At 68.0% G+C, this 16575-nt stretch carries 15 protein-coding genes; 7 read left to right on the plus strand and 8 right to left on the minus strand.

Annotated elements, in window-relative coordinates:
- The first annotated feature begins 2 nt into the window (after positions 1-2).
- The 3 genes from argF to kynB all read left to right on the plus strand — a co-directional run bounded on the left by argF (position 3) and on the right by kynB (position 2032).
- The gene (gene argF / locus DFR41_RS09765) at positions 3-959 is read left to right on the plus strand and encodes an ornithine carbamoyltransferase (protein WP_017761818.1); all 957 of its coding nucleotides are present in this window, start codon (positions 3-5) and stop codon (positions 957-959) included.
- 18 nt (positions 960-977) lie between these two features.
- Complete coding sequence (locus tag DFR41_RS09770) at positions 978-1286, plus strand: YkgJ family cysteine cluster protein (RefSeq protein WP_017761819.1); 309 nt, start codon at positions 978-980, stop codon at positions 1284-1286.
- A gap of 101 nt (positions 1287-1387) precedes the next feature.
- Complete coding sequence (gene kynB, locus DFR41_RS09775) at positions 1388-2032, plus strand: arylformamidase (protein WP_043118023.1); 645 nt, start codon at positions 1388-1390, stop codon at positions 2030-2032.
- Between the two features lie 40 nt (positions 2033-2072).
- On the opposite strand, the gene DFR41_RS09780 is transcribed toward kynB, so the two are convergent.
- Positions 2073-2453, minus strand: a complete 381-nt coding sequence (locus DFR41_RS09780) for a RidA family protein (protein ID WP_017761821.1) — start codon at positions 2451-2453, stop codon at positions 2073-2075.
- A 220-nt stretch (positions 2454-2673) separates the two neighbouring features.
- Here DFR41_RS09780 and DFR41_RS09785 point away from each other — a divergent pair, with 220 nt between their 5' ends.
- Complete coding sequence (locus tag DFR41_RS09785) at positions 2674-3867, plus strand: amino acid aminotransferase (protein WP_114802572.1); 1194 nt, start codon at positions 2674-2676, stop codon at positions 3865-3867.
- Between the two features lie 25 nt (positions 3868-3892).
- Positions 3893-4777: a tryptophan 2,3-dioxygenase gene (kynA, locus tag DFR41_RS09790; RefSeq protein WP_114802573.1), complete on the plus strand. Its 885-nt coding sequence runs from the start codon at positions 3893-3895 to the stop codon at positions 4775-4777.
- A gap of 186 nt (positions 4778-4963) precedes the next feature.
- Here kynA and DFR41_RS09795 read toward each other — a convergent pair whose 3' ends face one another.
- The 6 genes from DFR41_RS09795 to DFR41_RS09820 all read right to left on the minus strand — a co-directional run bounded on the left by DFR41_RS09795 (position 4964) and on the right by DFR41_RS09820 (position 12166).
- Positions 4964-6160: an FAD-dependent monooxygenase gene (locus tag DFR41_RS09795; RefSeq protein WP_114802574.1), complete on the minus strand. Its 1197-nt coding sequence runs from the start codon at positions 6158-6160 to the stop codon at positions 4964-4966.
- 64 nt (positions 6161-6224) lie between these two features.
- A complete protein-coding gene (locus DFR41_RS09800) occupies positions 6225-6491 on the minus strand; it encodes a DUF6587 family protein (RefSeq protein ID WP_114802575.1) in 267 nt (88 codons plus the stop codon).
- A 27-nt stretch (positions 6492-6518) separates the two neighbouring features.
- Entirely contained in the window at positions 6519-8399 is a 1881-nt protein-coding gene (feoB, locus tag DFR41_RS09805) for a ferrous iron transport protein B (protein ID WP_114802576.1), read from the minus strand.
- Entirely contained in the window at positions 8392-8685 is a 294-nt protein-coding gene (locus DFR41_RS09810) for a FeoA family protein (RefSeq protein WP_017761119.1), read from the minus strand. Before DFR41_RS09810 ends, feoB begins: the two co-directional genes overlap by 8 nt.
- 223 nt (positions 8686-8908) lie before the next feature.
- Complete coding sequence (gene acnA, locus DFR41_RS09815) at positions 8909-11656, minus strand: aconitate hydratase AcnA (protein WP_017761120.1); 2748 nt, start codon at positions 11654-11656, stop codon at positions 8909-8911.
- 90 nt (positions 11657-11746) lie between these two features.
- Complete coding sequence (locus DFR41_RS09820) at positions 11747-12166, minus strand: hypothetical protein (RefSeq protein ID WP_114802577.1); 420 nt, start codon at positions 12164-12166, stop codon at positions 11747-11749.
- A gap of 138 nt (positions 12167-12304) precedes the next feature.
- On the opposite strand from DFR41_RS09820, the gene DFR41_RS09825 reads away from it, so the two are divergent.
- Together DFR41_RS09825 and DFR41_RS09830 are read left to right on the plus strand one after the other, a co-directional pair.
- Positions 12305-13165, plus strand: coding sequence for a helix-turn-helix domain-containing protein (locus DFR41_RS09825; RefSeq protein ID WP_114802578.1), 861 nt, complete (start codon positions 12305-12307; stop codon positions 13163-13165).
- Between the two features lie 116 nt (positions 13166-13281).
- Complete coding sequence (locus DFR41_RS09830; RefSeq protein ID WP_017761123.1) at positions 13282-13779, plus strand: pyridoxamine 5'-phosphate oxidase family protein; 498 nt, start codon at positions 13282-13284, stop codon at positions 13777-13779.
- Positions 13780-13934: 155 nt separating this feature from the next.
- On the opposite strand, the gene DFR41_RS09835 is transcribed toward DFR41_RS09830, so the two are convergent.
- Positions 13935-16526 carry a bifunctional aconitate hydratase 2/2-methylisocitrate dehydratase gene (locus tag DFR41_RS09835; protein WP_114802579.1) on the minus strand — a complete coding sequence of 864 codons (2592 nt, stop codon included), beginning with the start codon at positions 16524-16526 and terminating at the stop codon, positions 13935-13937.
- Positions 16527-16575: the final 49 nt, after the last annotated feature.

The following is a 16575-nucleotide window of genomic DNA, read 5'->3' on the forward strand; positions in this document are numbered from 1 at the left end:
CCATGAGCCTTCCTGCGATCCGCCACTACCTCCAGTTCAGCGACTTCACGGCCGACGAGTACGCGTACCTGTTCCGACGCGCGGCGCTCATCAAGAAGAAGTTCAAGACCTACGAGAAGCACCACACGCTGGCGGATCGCACACTGGCCATGATCTTCGAGAAGGCCAGCACCCGCACCCGCGTGAGCTTCGAGGCCGGCATGTACCAGCTCGGCGGCAGCGTCGTGCACCTGACCACCGGCGACAGCCAATTGGGTCGCGCCGAGCCCATCGAGGACAGCGCCAAGGTCATCAGCCGTATGACCGACCTGGTCATGATCCGCACCTACGAGCAGGAGAAGATCGAACGCTTCGCCGCCAACTCGCGCGTGCCGGTCATCAACGGCCTGACCAACGAATTCCATCCCTGCCAGATCTTGGCCGACCTGTTCACCTACCTGGAGCACCGCGGTCTCGGCGCCGACGGCACGCCGGACCCCGAGGCGCTGCGCGGCAAGACCGTGGCCTGGGTGGGCGACGGCAACAACATGGCCAACACCTGGCTGCAGGCGGCCGAGATCCTCGGCTTTGCAGTGCATGTGAGCACGCCCAGCGGCTACGAGGTGGACCAGGCCGTCGCCGGCATCCGCTCCGGCGACAGCTACAAGGTCTTCAAGGACCCGATGGACGCCTGTCGCGACGCCCATCTGGTGACCACCGACGTGTGGACCAGCATGGGCTACGAGGCCGAGAACGAGCAGCGCCGCCAGGCCTTTGCCGACTGGTGCGTGGACGAGGCCATGATGGCCGTGGCCCAGCCCGACGCCCTCTTCATGCACTGCCTGCCCGCCCACCGCGGCGAGGAGGTCACGGGCGATGTCATCGACGGTCCCCAATCGGTGGTCTGGGACGAGGCTGAGAACCGCATGCATGTACAGAAGGCACTGATGGAGTACCTGCTGCTCGGCCGCATCGGCTGACGCTGCCCCGCCGCCTCCATGAGCCCCTGCCAGAGCTGCGGCGCCTGCTGCGCCAGCTACCGCGTCGACTTCAGCATCTACGAACTGGACGACATGGGCGGCACGGTCCCTGCCGGCCTGACGGTGGAAGTCAATGGCGCCACCTGCCGGATGCGGGGCACGGACCATGTGCCGATCCGCTGTGCCGCCCTCACCGGCAAGGTCGGCCAGTCCGTGGGCTGCGGCATCTACGAGTGGCGGCCGAATCCTTGCCGCGAACTGGAAGCCGGCAGCTACGGCTGCGAGAAGGCACGCGCACGGCACGGCTTGCCTGCCCTCGAAGGCTGAGGCCGGCCCCTGGCGCATGGGGCCCGCAGGCAGGCCGCCCCTTTGCCCGCGTTGGGAATAACCGACACCACGCCCGCCGCGCCAGCGCTATGGTCCGGGCCATGTCTGCCACCTCTCCCCGTCTCTGGGACATTTCCCCTCCCGTCTACGTCGGCGCACCGGTGTTTCCCGGCGACACACCCTATGCCCAGCAATGGGCCGCGACGCTGGGACCGGGCTGCCCGGTCAACGTCAGCCAGATCACGATGTCGCCGCACGTGGGCGCCCATGCCGACGCGCCGCTGCACTACGCAGCCGATGGCGCCACCATCGGAGACGTCGATCTGGACGCCTTCCTGGGGCCCTGCCGGGTGATCCACGCCATTGGCGTCGCGCCGCTCGTCGAATGGAAGCACATCGCCCATGCCATCGACGACCACCTTCCACCGCGGGTGCTGGTGCGCACCTACGACAAGGCGCCGGTGGACCGATGGGACCCGGCGCTGCCGGCCTACGCGCCCGAGACGGTCGAACGCCTGGCCGCGCTGGGCGTACGGCTCATCGGCATCGACACCGCCAGCATCGACCCCGCCGACAGCAAGGCCCTGCCCAGCCACCAGACCATCCGCCGCCACGACATGCGCGTCTTGGAAAACCTCGTGCTCGACGCCGTGCCCGAAGGCGACTACGAACTGATCGCGCTGCCGCTCAAGCTGGTGGAGGCGGATGCCTCGCCCGTGCGCGCCGTGCTGCGCGCGCTGGACTGAGGGCCTGCGAACACGCGGCAGCGCGGTGCCCGGCTCAGGCTCAGGCCGGCACCATGGCGTAGGCGACGATCTCGATCTTCATGCCCGGCACCACCAGCGCTGCGACGGCCGCGCTGGAGCGGTTGGGATACGGCGCCTCGAAGAACTCGCGGTAGACCGCGTCGATGGCAGGCATGTCGGCCACGTCGGTCATGTAGATCAGCACCTGCGTCACATCGGCCATGGTGCCGCCGGCCGCCTGCACGGCGCGCCGGAGGTTCTCGAAGGTCAGGCGCGTCTGCGCCTCGATGGTCCCGGTGTCGATGGTGCCGTCGGTGCGAACGGGCCCATGCGCGGTGAAGAGCATGGCGCCCGTGGCCTTCACGGCCCACGAAAAAGGTTGCTTGAGCGCCGGCAAACCCACATCGATCACTTGCTTCATCACAGCTCCAGATGTTCCATACATAAAACGACGTTTATTTTATGGTCACCGTTGGAAATAAGCGACACAACGCATTTTTTGACGGTGATAACTTCCCCGCTTCGCTCCGCAGCGCCCTGTCCTACGCCGCTCGACCCTCGAGCGCGGCAGCCCGCCCGGCCCGCAGCTTGCATCGTCCGTTCCGCCATCCGCCCACGGACCGCACCACCGAAAGCCACACATGTTCGAACACATTCCTGCCTACCCCGGTGACCCGATCCTCTCGCTGATGGAGGAGTTCCAGAGCGACATGCGTCCCAACAAGGTGTCGCTGAGCATCGGCATCTATTTCGACGACGATGGCCGCCTGCCCGTGATGAAGGCCGTGCGCACCGCCGAGACCGCGCTGCTGCAGGAAATCGGCCCGCGCTCCTACCTGCCCATGGAAGGCATGGCCGACTACCGCGCCGCGGTGCAAAAGCTGGCCTTCGGCCCCACGCACGAGGCCGTCACCAGCGGCCGCGTTGCCACCATCCAGACCATCGGCGGCTCCGGCGGCCTGAAGGTGGGCGGCGACTTCCTCAAGCGCTACTTCGGCGATTCGCAGGTGTGGGTCAGCGACCCGACCTGGGAGAACCACCGCGCCATGTTCGAGGGCGCCGGCTTCCAGGTGAACCTGTACCCCTACTACGACCCGGCCACCGGCGGCCTGCGCTTCGAGGACATGCTGGCGGCCTTCAAGACGCTGCCCGCCCGCAGCATCGTGCTGATGCACGCCAGCTGCCACAACCCGACAGGCGTCGACCTGTCGCAGGACCAGTGGAAGCAGCTGATCCCCGTGATCGCCGAGCGCGGCCTGATTCCCTATGTGGACATGGCCTACCAGGGCTTCGGCGACGGTCTGGTCGAGGACGCCTTCGCGCCGCGCGCGCTGGCCGATGCGGGCGTGCGCTTCTTCCTGGCCAACTCCTTCTCCAAGAGCTTCTCGCTGTATGGCGAGCGCTGCGGCGGCCTGTCGGTGGTGTGCGGCTCGGCCGAGGAAGCCGGCCGGGTGCTGGGCCAGCTCAAGAGTTCGGTGCGCGCCAACTATTCCAGCCCGCCGACGCACGGCGCGCGCATCGTGACGCGCGTACTGAGCACGCCCGAGCTCTACGCCCAGTGGGACGCCGAGCTCGCCGAGATGCGGGGCCGCATCAAGGCCATGCGCGAGGCCCTGCATGCCACGCTGGCCGACCGCCTGCCCGGTCGCGACTTCGGCTACTTCCTGACCCAGCGCGGCATGTTCAGCTATACCGGCCTCACGCCCGAGCAGGTGGACCGCCTGCGCGAAGAGCATGCGGTGTACCTGGTGCGCTCGGGCCGAATGTGCATCGCCGGCCTGTCGACCAAGAACGTGGCCTACGTCGCCCAGGCCATGGCCGCCGTGCTGGACTGAACCCACCCTCCCCAGGAGCCTTGCGATGAATTCCTCGACATCCGCCGGCCAGGCGGAGGGCGGAGCGCTGCCCGAACAGATCGTCCACGAAGAAAAAGCCCAGCTCGACTTCAGCCAGTCGATGAGCTACGGCGACTACCTGCATCTGGACGAGATCCTGGGCGCCCAGCATCCGCTGTCGCCCGCGCATGACGAGATGCTGTTCATCGTGCAGCACCAGACCAGCGAGCTGTGGATGAAGCTGATGCTGCACGAGTTGACGGCCGCCACCGCCGCCATCGCCAACCCAAGCGAGAACACCAAGCCCGAGGCCTTCAAGATGCTGGCGCGGGTCACGCGCATCATGGAGCAGCTGGTGGGCGCCTGGACCGTGCTCTCGACCATGACGCCGCCCGAGTACACCGCCATGCGGCCCTACCTGGCCAACTCCAGCGGCTTTCAGAGCGCCCAGTACCGCTGCATCGAGTTCGCGCTGGGCAACAAGAATGCCGCCATGCTCAAGCCGCATGCCCATCGCCCGCACCTGCTGTCGATGGTGGACGCGGCATGGCGCCGGCCTTCGCTGTACGACGAGACGCTGCGGCTGATGGCCCGCGAAGGCATCGCCATTCCGGCCGACAAGCTAGAGCGCGACTGGACGCAGCCCTATGCCGCCAGCGAAGGCGTCAAGCAGGCCTGGCTCACGGTCTACCGCGATCCGAAGGCGCACTGGGACCTGTACCAGCTGGGCGAAAAGCTCACCGACATCGAGGATGCGTTCCGCCTCTGGCGCTTCCGCCACGTGACGACGGTGGAACGGGTGATCGGCTTCAAGCGCGGCACCGGCGGCACCGGTGGCGTGAGTTACCTGCGCAAGATGCTGGACGTGGTGCTGTTCCCGGAACTCTGGGCGCTGAGAACAGAACTTTGAGCCCCCCCATGCCGCTTCGCGGCTCCCCCCTCTCTGTCGCCTTCGGCTTGGAGGGGGGCGCACTCAGAAGCCTGGCGAAGCCAGTTCCTCGGGTGCCCTGGCGTGGCCTGCTCCGCGGCCGTTCGATGCTTGACGCTTGGCCAGATTCATTCGGTCGCGGGTGACCTTGCGGGCCCGCACGGCGCCTCATCCGGCGTACAGCCAGGGCTGATCCATCAGGGCCGGACCGGCCAAGCGCATCGCCATGTCACGGCCCCAGCGTGCCGGGCCACCCAGATGGAATATCCGCCCATTGCGCCGCGCGCGGGCCTGGACCTGCGCATCACGCGCCCAGCGCGCCTGCGCATAGCGCACCAGGGCCTGAGGCACCTGGGCTGGCGTGCAGCCACCGAGCTGCTGAGCCAGCGCCACGGCGTCCTCGATCGCCATGCCGGCACCCTGCGCCAGGTAGGGCAGCATCGGGTGCGCCGCATCGCCCAGCAGCGCCACGCGCCCGTCGACCATCTCCTGCGGACCGGTCAGCGGCGTCCGGTCGCACAACGTCCAGGCTCGCCACGCCGGAACGGCATCGAGCAGCGCCCGCAGCGGCTGGCCGACATGGCCGGTGGCACGGTCGAGTGCAGCGCGGCTGGCGGCCTGGTCCCAATCGCGCGCATCGGCAGCGGCCTCGTCCGGCGCTGATTCGACCAGCACCACCAGATTGAGCCATTCGCCGCCGCGCACCGGATAGGCCACGGCATGCAGTCGCGGCGCCAGCCAGACATCCACCTGCCGGCTGCGCAGTGCCGCGGGCAAGATGTCCTGCTTCAGGAGCGCTCGAAAGGCCATGTGCCCGGTCGGCCGGGCCGGTGCTGCATCGGGCCAGATGTGAGGACGGACACGGCCCCACACGCCATCGGCGCCGACGAGCGCATCGCCTTCCCAGGCGCGGCCATCGTCGGTGGCGGCGCAGACGAATTCGTCGCCGCGGGTGGACAGGCGCTCGATGCGCGCGCCCGTGCTGAGCATCACGGCGCCCTCGGCCTGCGCGCGCACGGCCTCCAGCAGCAGGCCGTGCAGATCGGCGCGATGGACCGTGAAGTACGGCGCGCCGTAGCGCTGCTCCATGGCGCCTGCAAGGGGCATGGTGGCGATGCGGCCGCCGTTCAGCGCAGATGACACGCACAGCCGCTCGGGATGGGCCACGATGCCATTCAATGCCTCGCCCAGCCCCAGAGCGCGCAGCCTCCGGACGACGTTCGGTCCCAGCTGGATGCCCGCGCCCACCTCGCTGAAGGCGGGCGCCTGCTCCATCAGGTCTGCCGTGCGGCCGGCCCGCGCCAGGGCCAGGGCGGCGGCCAGGCCGCCGATGCCTCCGCCGACGATGAGGGAATGGATGCGCATGCGCTCGTGGATCCCAAAAAGTCCACGATTCTCGGCCCGACCGCGCCGGCCGGGCTGCGCTGGATCAGCGGCGTGCCGAGGACGAGGCGCCGTCGCGGCCCCCGACCGGCGTCGGGCCGCAGGTGCCGCAGCTGTCGCAGGAACCGCAGCCGCCCGCCTGGCCCAGAGAGCGGGCCACCTTCGCCTCGCGCTCCTCGCGCACTAGGCCGCTGCGCGCCATCCAGCGCGCCATGCGCGGCGCGAGCGAGCGCCGCCAGCCGGCCGGCATCCAGTGCCAGGCGGCATAGACGGCGGCCACGAGGACGATCAGGGCAACGACGGCGTTTTGCATGGCAGCGATCTCCGCAACAAAGGAGCGTCAGCCGGCCCCCAGGGCCAGCGCGACGCGGTAGGTGATGAAGCAGGCCACGTAGGCCAGCCCGAACAGATAGCCGGTCATGATGAAGACCTGCTTCCAGCTGTTGGTCTCGCGCTTCACGGTGGCCAGCGTCGAGATGCACTGCGGCGCGAACACGAACCACACCAGCAACGACAGGGCGGTCGCCAGCGACCAGCTGCCGGCGATCAGCGGCTCCAACGCGCCCGCCACCTCTTCGCCGGAAGCCGAGAGCGCGTACACCGTGCCCAGCGCCCCCACCGCCACCTCGCGGGCGGCCATGCCGGGCACGAGGGCGATGGAGATCTGCCAGTTGAAGCCGATGGGCGCAAAGATGTACTCCAGCAACTGGCCCAGCCGGCCGGCGAAGCTGTACTCGATGGCCGGGCCTGTGGCGCCAGCGGGCGGCGCCGGATAGCTCGACAGGAACCACAGCAGGATGGTCAGCGTGAGGATGATGGTGCCCACGCGGCGCAGGAAGATCCATGCCCGCTCCCACAGGCCCAGCAACAGGTTGCGCAGGTTGGGCCAGCGGTAGGCCGGCAGTTCCATCAGCAGCGGCGAATGGCCCTGCTGCGTGCGCAGGCGCTTGAGCACCCAGGCCACGGCCATGGCCGAGACGATGCCGAAGACATACAGCAGGAACAGCACCACGCCCTGCAGGTTGAAGATGCCCAGCACCTCGCGCTGCGGGATGAAGGCGCCGATCAGCAGCGCATACACCGGCAGCCGGGCCGAGCAGGTCATCAGCGGCGCGATCAGGATGGTGGTCAGCCGGTCGCGCCAGTTGCTGATGGTGCGCGTGGCCATGATGCCGGGGATGGCGCAGGCGAAGCTGGACAGCAGCGGAATGAAGGAGCGGCCCGACAGGCCCACGGTGCCCATCACCCGGTCCAGCAGGAAGGCCGCACGCGGCAGGTAGCCCGAGTCCTCCAGCGCCAGGATGAAGAGGAACAGGATCAGGATCTGCGGCAGGAAGACCAGCACGCCGCCCACGCCCGCCACCACGCCATCGACCAGAAGGCTGCGCAGCGGGCCTTCGGCCATCACTTCTTGCACCCAGCCACCGATTGCGTCGGTGCCGGCCTTGATGGCGTCCATGGGCACCGCCGCCCAGCTGAACACCGCCTGGAACATCAGGAACAGCGTCACGGCCAGCACCAGCATGCCCCACACAGGATGCAGCACCACGCGGTCGATGCGGTCGCTGGTGGCCAGGCTGCCCTGCGGCGTCTGCACCGCGAGGTCGAGGATGCGGCGCACCTCCCTGTGCGAGGCCAGCACGTCGTCCATGGACGGTGCTTCCCAGGGCAGCGGCGACGCGGCCGGCACCGGCGCGTCGAGCGCAGCCAGCAGCTCGGTGGCGCCGTGCCGGCGCACGCCCACGGTGCGGATCACCGGGATGCCCAGCTCGCGCGACAGGATGTCGGTGTCCACCCGGATGCCCTGGCGCTCGGCCATGTCGGTCATGTTCAGCGCCACCACCATCGGCACGCCCAGGCGCTTGGCTTCAAGCACCAGCCGCAGGTTCAGCCGCAGGTTGGTGGCGTCGGTCACGCAGACCAGCAGGTCGGGCAGTTGGTCGCGACGGCCCGTGACCACGTCGCGCGTCACCGCCTCGTCGGCCGACAGGGCATTGAGGCTGTAGGCACCCGGCAGGTCGAGCACCGCCACGTGGCGGCCACCGGGGGTGCGCAGTTCGCCTTCCTTGCGCTCGACGGTCACGCCGGCATAGTTGGCCACCTTCTGGCGGCTGCCCGTCAACAGATTGAACAGGGCCGTCTTGCCGCAGTTGGGATTGCCCAGCAGCGCGACGCGGCGCGGCGGGTTCGGCGACTGGAACGCGATGCTCGCCTCAGCCATGGGCGGCCTCCGCGGGTACGACGTGGATCAGTGCGGCCTCATAGCGACGCAGGGCGAAGGTGGTGTGACCCAGGCGCACGGCCAGCGGCTCACGGCCGGGGTGACCACTGGCCACCACGCAGACGCGCTCGCCGGGGACGAAGCCGATTTCGGTCAGGCGCAGCGCCAGGTCGCGGTCGTCCGCGGCTTCGCCGCGAGCAACATCCATCACGGTCGCCCATTGGCGGTCGGGCAGTTGGTCGAGCGGCAGAAAGGCGGCCGGTGCGCGCGAGGCAGAGGTGGACACGGAAGCAATGGGCCCCGCCGCAAGGCGAAGCTCTCTCTGGCAAAAGCTAGATGCTAACAATTTTCAATTGCAAGCAGGACCCCCGAGATCAGAAACCGTGTTGCCATTCGGCAATGCTGGCCGAAGCCGGCCGCGCAAAACAAAGGCCGCGGACCGGCGCTCACCGTTCCGCGGCCTTGCTGGCACCGGGACCGCGTCCAATCGGACGCAGCGGCCGGGCGCTTCAGCCCTGCAGCAGTTGCCGCAGCACGAAGGGCAGGATGCCGCCGTGCTTGTAGTACTCGACCTCGATGGGCGTGTCGATGCGCAGGCGCACGGTCACTTCCTGGCGGCTCCCGTTGGCGCGCTCGATCACCAGCTTGACGTCCTCGCGCTGGGGCTTGAGTTCGCCAGGGATGACCACGTCGATCTTCTCGTCACCCTTGAGGTTGAGCCCCTGCCAGGAATCGCTGCCCAGGAACTGCAGCGGCAGCACGCCCATGCCGACCAGGTTGGCGCGGTGGATGCGCTCGAAGCTGCGGGCCACCACGGCCTTGATGCCCAGCAGCTGCGTGCCCTTGGCGGCCCAGTCGCGGCTGGAGCCGGTGCCGTATTCCTCGCCGGCGAAGATCACCGTCGGCACGCCCTGTTCGATGTACTTCATTGCGGCGTCGTAGATGTACATCTTTTCGCCGCCCGGCTGGAACAGCGTCAGGCCGCCCTCCTCCCGCGAGCCGTCGGCGCCGGCCGGCAGCATCAGGTTCTTGATGCGTACGTTGGCGAAGGTGCCGCGCATCATCACCTCGTGGTTGCCGCGGCGCGAGCCGTAGCTGTTGAAGTCGGCCTTGCCCACGCCGTGCGCCTTGAGCCACTGGCCGGCGGGCGAGCTTTCCTTGATGGAACCGGCCGGCGAGATGTGGTCGGTGGTGATCGAGTCGCCGAAGAGCGCCATCACGCGCGCGCCGGTCACGCCCGCCTCCGTCGCCTTCGGCTGCATGCCGAAGCCCTCGAAGAAGGGGGGCTCGGCGATATAGGTGGACGTCGGCCAGTCGTAGACCTCGCCCTGCACGCCCTTGATGCTGTTCCACAGCTCGCCCGGGTTGGCGGCGATCTGCTCGTAGTTGCGGCGGAAGGCCTGCGCGTCCATGGCGAAGCGCAGCAGCTCGTCCACCTCGGAGGCGCTGGGCCAGATGTCGCCCAGGTACACGTCCTTGCCGCCCGTGCCCTTGCCCACGGGCTGGGTCATCAGGTCCACCGTCACATTGCCGGCGATGGCGAAGGCCACCACCAGCGGCGGCGAGGCCAGGAAATTGGCCTTCAGGTTCGGGTGGATGCGCGCCTCGAAATTGCGGTTGCCCGACAGCACGGCCGCGCACACCAGGTCGTTGCCGGTGATGACGTCGTTGATCTCCGGCGCCAGGTCGCCGGCATTGCCGATGCAGGTGGTGCAGCCGTAGCCGGCCAGGTAGAAGCCCAGCTTCTCCAGATAGGGCAGCAGCTTCGTCTTCTGCAGGTAGTCGGTCACGATGCGCGAGCCGGGCGCCAGCGAGGTCTTGACGTGCGGCTTGACCGTCAGGCCCGCCTCCACCGCCTTCTTGGCCAGCAGGCCGGCCGCCAGCAGCACGCTAGGGTTGGAGGTGTTGGTGCAGGAGGTGATGGCGGCGATCAGCACGTCGCCGTTGCCGATGGAGACCTTCTTGCCGTCGAGCGCGATGTCGTGGCGCACCGCCAGCTTGTCGGCCGGCTGGTTGAAGCCGTTGGCCTCGTTGGGCTTGCTGTAGAGCTCGGTGAAGCGGCCGGACAGGTGGCCCAGGTCGATGCGGTCCTGCGGGCGCTTGGGGCCGGCCAGGCTGGGCGTGACGGTCGACAGGTCCAGCTTGACGGTCTTGGTGTAGTTCAGCGCGCCCGGGGCGGGCATGCCGAACAGGCCCTGGGCCTTGTAGTAGGCCTCCAGGCGCTCGATTTCCTCGTCCGTGCGGCCGGTGCCGCGGAAGTAGGCGATGGTCTTCTCGTCCACCGGGAAGAAGCCCATGGTGGCGCCGTATTCGGGCGCCATGTTGCCGATCGTCGCGCGGTCCGGCACCGGGATGGACGCGGCGCCCGGGCCGAAGAATTCGACGAACTTGCCGACCACCTTCTCCTGCCGCAGGATCTGCGTGACGTAGAGCACCAGGTCGGTGGCCGTGACGCCTTCGCGCAGCTGGCCGGTGAGCTCGAAGCCCACCACGTCGGGCGTCAGGAAGTACACGGGCTGGCCCAGCATGGCAGCCTCGGCCTCGATGCCGCCCACGCCCCATCCGACCACGCCCACGCCGTTGATCATGGTCGTGTGGCTGTCGGTGCCCACCAGCGAATCCGGGTACCAGGTGGGGACGTCGGCCTTGTCGTCGGCCGCCTTGTAGACGCCCCGCGCCAGGTACTCCAGATTCACCTGGTGCACGATGCCGAAGCCCGGCGGCGTGACGCCGAAGGTGTCGAAGGCCTGCATGCCCCATTTCATGAACTGGTAGCGCTCCTTATTGCGGGAGAACTCCAGCTTCATGTTCAGGTCCAGCGCCTGAGGCGTGCCGTAATGGTCCACCATCACCGAGTGGTCGACCACCAGGTCCACGGGAACCAGCGGCTCGATGGTCTTGGGCGACTTGTCGAGGCGCTTGGCGGTGCTGCGCATGGCGGCCAGGTCGGCCAACAGCGGCACGCCGGTGAAGTCCTGCAGCACCACACGCGTCACGACGAAGGGAATCTCCTCCGTGCGCTCGGCAGTGGGCTGCCAGTTGGCCAGTTGCTCCACATGCTCCGCGGCGACCTTCTGGCCATCGCAGTTGCGCAGCACCGACTCCAGCACGATGCGGATCGACACCGGCAGCTTGGCGATATTGGGGAATCTCTTGGTCAGCTCGGGCAGCGACCAATATTTGCCTTGTCGGCCAGAGGCCGTCTTGAAGGTCTTGAGGGCGGAAGCAAAGACGTGGGCAGGAGCAGCGTCGGCCATGGAAAGCATCCTTCTTGTTCGAACCAACGAGCAAGATAGCAGGCTTTGAAGGCACTGGACGTCAGCGGGGTGCCCCTCCTACCGAGGCGCTCAGGCTTGCATCACGGGCCGGCAGCGGGGCGACGTGGCGCGCAGGCCGGCCCATTGCGCAGCAGCCAGTGCCAGCACCACCACGGCCTGCAACCCCAACCAGGCCGCGCCGAGCGCCGTAGGCTGCAGGCGGCCCCCGGCAAGCAGGACCAGGCATCCCAGGGCCCAGCCAAGATTGCCGATGGCCACCAGGGCAATGAGGACGCGGGGCGACACAGCGCGGCTGGCCATCCACGCCGCCGCGGCGGCATAGACCAGCAGGAACAGGCCGCTGTAGCCAAGCAGCGCCGAAGGCAGGCCGGTCAGCGCGGACAGCGGCGCGGTCGCTGCGCACTGGATGGCGCCCGTGAGCAGGCAGGACGCGGCATCCAGCGCCATCACGCGGGAAAGAAAACGGGGCGAGGTCAGGATCGGGGACATGGCAACTCCTTGCAGGGTGGATGGAATCGACGGGGGCCGGGGGCACCCCGTCGAACGCATCCTCCCGCCGCCGCTGCACCGCGGCCATGACCTGGCGGGTCATGGTCCGGCCGCGCAGGGGACCGCCAGAATGGCCGCATGTCCGCCAGTCCCCACCCCGACTCCTCCCCGCCGCCGGGCAGCGACGCGTCCTTCGGCGCCCATCTGCGCCACTGGCGCCAGCAGAGGCGAATGAGCCAGCTCGACCTGGCCCACGACGCCGACATCTCCACGCGCCACCTCAGCTGTGTCGAAACCGGCCGCGCCCTGCCCAGCCGCGACATGGTGCTGCGGCTGGCCGAGCGGCTCTCAGTGCCCCTGCGCGAACGCAACCGATGGCTGGTGTCCGCCGGCTATGCGCCGATGTACCGCGAACGGCCCATCGACGACCCCGCCCTGGCCATGGCCCGCCAGGCCGTCGACCGTCTGCTGCAGGCCCACGAGCCCTACCCCGCACTGGCCGTGGACCGCCACTGGCAACTGGTCGCGGCCAATGCGCTCGTACCGCGGCTGCTCAAAGGCGTCGCGCCCTTTCTGCTGGCAGCGCCGGTCAACGTGCTGCGCCTGAGCCTGCATCCCCAGGGCCTGGCGCCGCGCATCACCAACCTGCGCGCCTGGCGGGCGCACCTGCTGGAGCGCCTGGCCCAGCAGATCGGTGCCACCGGCGATCCGGTGCTGCAGGCGCTGCACCAGGATTTGTCCGGCTACGCCCTGCCGGCGACCCGCGATGGGGCCGCGACCGATGGCGATCTCGCCGGTATCGCCGTCCCCTTGTGCCTTCGCCACGGCGGGGCGGTGCTCAATCTCATCAGCACCACCACCGTCTTCGGTACACCAGTGGACATCACGCTTCAGGACCTGGCCGTCGAATCCTTCTTCCCGGCCGACGCGGCCACCTCGGCGGCGCTCGCCGCCCTGGCCACCGACGCATCGCCGTCGAACGGGGTCGGCATGCGCTGACAGGCGGACGCGCCTGCAGGCGTCAGGCGCCCCCAAGGAGGGCTTCTACGGTGCTTGGCACGCGTTCACATGACGCGCCGCCTCACCCACCCATCAGAAGGAAAAGGAAGTTCGCCATGACTCACACCGACGACCATGCCAAGCTCTGGGAGCTGATCAAGGACACGCGTTTCGGCATGCTCACGCACCGCCACGGCGATGGCCTGCTGCACAGCCACCCGCTGACCACGCAGAACCGCTCGGTGGACGAGAACGCCACGCTGTACTTCTTCATCCCGCTCGATGGCGAGATTGCCCGCCATGTCGCCAACGATCCGGTCGTGAACGTGGCCTACGCCAATCCGGACGACGACAGCTATGTGTCGGTGGCCGGCCGGGCCGTGCTCTCGAATGACGAGACCATGAAGCGCGAGCTCTTCAACAAGGTCGCCGAGGCCTGGTTCCCCAAGGGCGTCGACGATCCCAACCTGGGCCTGCTGGCCGTGGGCATCGAAGCAGCCGAGTACTGGGATGTGACCGAGAGCAAGGTCACGCAGCTGCTCAAGATCGCGCGCGCTGCCATGGGAGGCAAGGCGCCGCCGTCGATGGGCGAGCACAAGAAGCTGGACCTCTGATCCCACTACCGCGCCTCTGCGCGGCGCACCGGGGCTTTGACGGAACGACCGCGATGCTGCAGTTGCGCGGCCCCCCGGCCGAACGAAAAAGGGCCCGCCGAAAGGCGGGCCCTTGCATTGGCGATGCGCCGGCTAAGTAAAGCCGGCGATCAGTATCAGGCAGCGACGCCGTCGGCCACTTCCTTGTAGTCCTCGATCTTGTCGAAGTTCAGGTACTGGTAGATCTTGTCGCCGTTCTGGTTGATGACGCCAATGTCCGCCATGTACTCGTCCTTGGTCGGGATGCGGCCGAGTTTGGAGCAGATGGAGGCCAGTTCCGCCGAACCCAGGTACACGTTGGTGTTCTTGCCCAGCCGGTTGGGGAAGTTGCGGGTGCTGGTGGACATCACCGTCGCGCCTTCGCGCACCTGCGCCTGGTTACCCATGCACAACGAGCAGCCCGGCATTTCGGTGCGTGCACCGGCATTGCCGAACACGCCGTAGTGACCTTCCTCCGTCAGCTGCTGCGCGTCCATCTTGGTCGGCGGTGCGATCCACAGCTTGACCGGGATGTCGCGCTTGCCTTCCAGCAGCTTGGAAGCCGCGCGGAAGTGGCCGATGTTGGTCATGCACGAGCCGATGAACACCTCATCGATCTTGGCGCCGGCGACGTCGGACAGCGTCTTCACGTCGTCCGGGTCGTTCGGGCAGGCCACGATGGGCTCGTGGATGTCGGCCAGGTCGATCTCGATCACGGCGGCGTACTCGGCATCGGCATCGGCCTTGAGCAGCTGCGGATCCTTCAGCCAGGCTTCCTGCGCATCGATGCGGCGCTGCAGCGTGCGGGCGTCCTGGTAGCCCTCGGCAATCATCCACTTCATCAGCGTGATGTTGCTGTTGATGTACTCGATGATCGGTTCCTTGTTCAGGTGCACCGTGCAACCGGCGGCCGAGCGCTCGGCGCTGGCGTCGGACAGCTCGAAGGCCTGCTCCACCTTCAGCTCGGGCAGGCCCTCGATTTCGAGGATGCGGCCGGAGAAGATGTTCTTCTTGCCCTTCTTCTCGACCGTCAGCAGGCCCTGTTTGATGGCGTAGAGCGGAATGGCGTTGACCAGGTCGCGCAGCGTGACGCCGGGCTGCATCTTGCCCTTGAAGCGCACCAGCACCGACTCGGGCATGTCCAGCGGCATCACGCCGGTGGCGGCCGCGAAGGCGACCAGGCCGGAGCCGGCCGGGAAGCTGATGCCGATCGGGAAGCGCGTGTGCGAATCGCCGCCGGTGCCGACGGTATCGGGCGTCAGCAGGCGATTGAGCCAGCTGTGGATCACGCCGTCGCCCGGGCGCAGCGAGATGCCGCCGCGGGTGCTGATGAAGTCCGGCAGTTCGTGGTGCATCTTCACGTCCACCTTCTTGGGGTAGGCGGCCGTGTGGCAGAAGGACTGCATGACCAGGTCGGCCGAGAAGCCCAAGCAGGCCAGGTCCTTCAGCTCGTCGCGGGTCATCGGGCCGGTCGTGTCCTGGGAGCCGACCGAAGTCATCTTGGGCTCGCAGTAGGTGCCCGGGCGGATGCCCTGGCCTTCGGGCAGGCCGCAGGCGCGGCCGACCATCTTCTGGGCCAGCGAGAAGCCCTTGCCGGTGTCGACCGGTGCCTTGGGCAGGCGGAACAGCGTAGAGGTCGGCAGGCCCAGGGCCTCGCGCGCCTTGGCCGTCAGGCCTCGGCCGATGATCAGCGGAATGCGGCCACCAGCGCGCACTTCGTCGAACAGCACGTCGCTCTTGACCTGGAACTCGGCGATGACCTGACCGTCCTTCAGCGCCTTGCCTTCGTAGGGGCGCAGTTCGACGGTGTCGCCCATGTTCATCTGGCTCACGTCCAGCTCGATGGGCAGGGAGCCGGCGTCTTCCATGGTGTTGTAGAAGATCGGGGCGATCTTCGTGCCCAGGCAGATGCCGCCGAACTTCTTGTTCGGGATGTAGGGGATGTCCTCGCCGGTCCACCACAGCACGCTGTTGGTCGCCGACTTGCGCGACGAACCGGTGCCGACCACGTCACCCACATAGGCCACGGGCAGGCCGCGGGCCACCAGGTCCTGGATGAACTTGACCGGGCCGCGCTTGCCGTCTTCCTCGGGCTCGAAGGGCGCGCCCTCGCGCTTGTTCTTCAGCATCGCCAGGGCGTGCATCGGAATGTCGGGGCGGGTGGTGGCGTCGGGGGCCGGCGACAGGTCGTCGGTGTTGGTCTCGCCGGGCACCTTGAAGACCGTGAAGGTGATGCTCTGGGGCACTTCCGGGCGGCTGGTGAACCACTCCGCGTCGGCCCAGCTCTGCAGCACCGCCTTGGCGTTGGCGTTGCCGGCATCGGCCAGTTCCTTGACGTCGTGAAACTGGTCGAACATCAGCAGCGTCTTCTTGAGGCCTTCGGCCGCCACGGCGCCGACTTCGGCGTCCTTGAGCAGGTCGATCAGCGGGCCGATGTTGTAGCCGCCCAGCATGGTGCCCAGCAGCTCGGTGGCGTGCGCACGACCGATGAGCGCGTTCTTCTCGGTGCCATGGGCGATAGCCGCGAGGTAGCTGGCCTTGACCTTGGCCGCGTCGTCCACGCCGGCAGGCACGCGATAGGTCAGCAGGTTCAGAAGGAATTCGCCATCCTTGGCGGTGGCGGACTTCAGAAGTTCGATGACTTCGCTGGTCTGCTTGGCCGACAGGGGAAGCGGGGGGATGCCCAGCGCGGCGCGCTCGGCGACATGGTCAACGTAGGCTTGCAACATCTTTCTTTTCTCCGGAAAACGTTCGGACAGCATCCATTAACGCCGGCAG

It is taken from the genome of Pseudacidovorax intermedius (assembly GCF_003350475.1).
Taxonomy (GTDB): domain Bacteria; phylum Pseudomonadota; class Gammaproteobacteria; order Burkholderiales; family Burkholderiaceae_C; genus Xenophilus; species Xenophilus intermedius.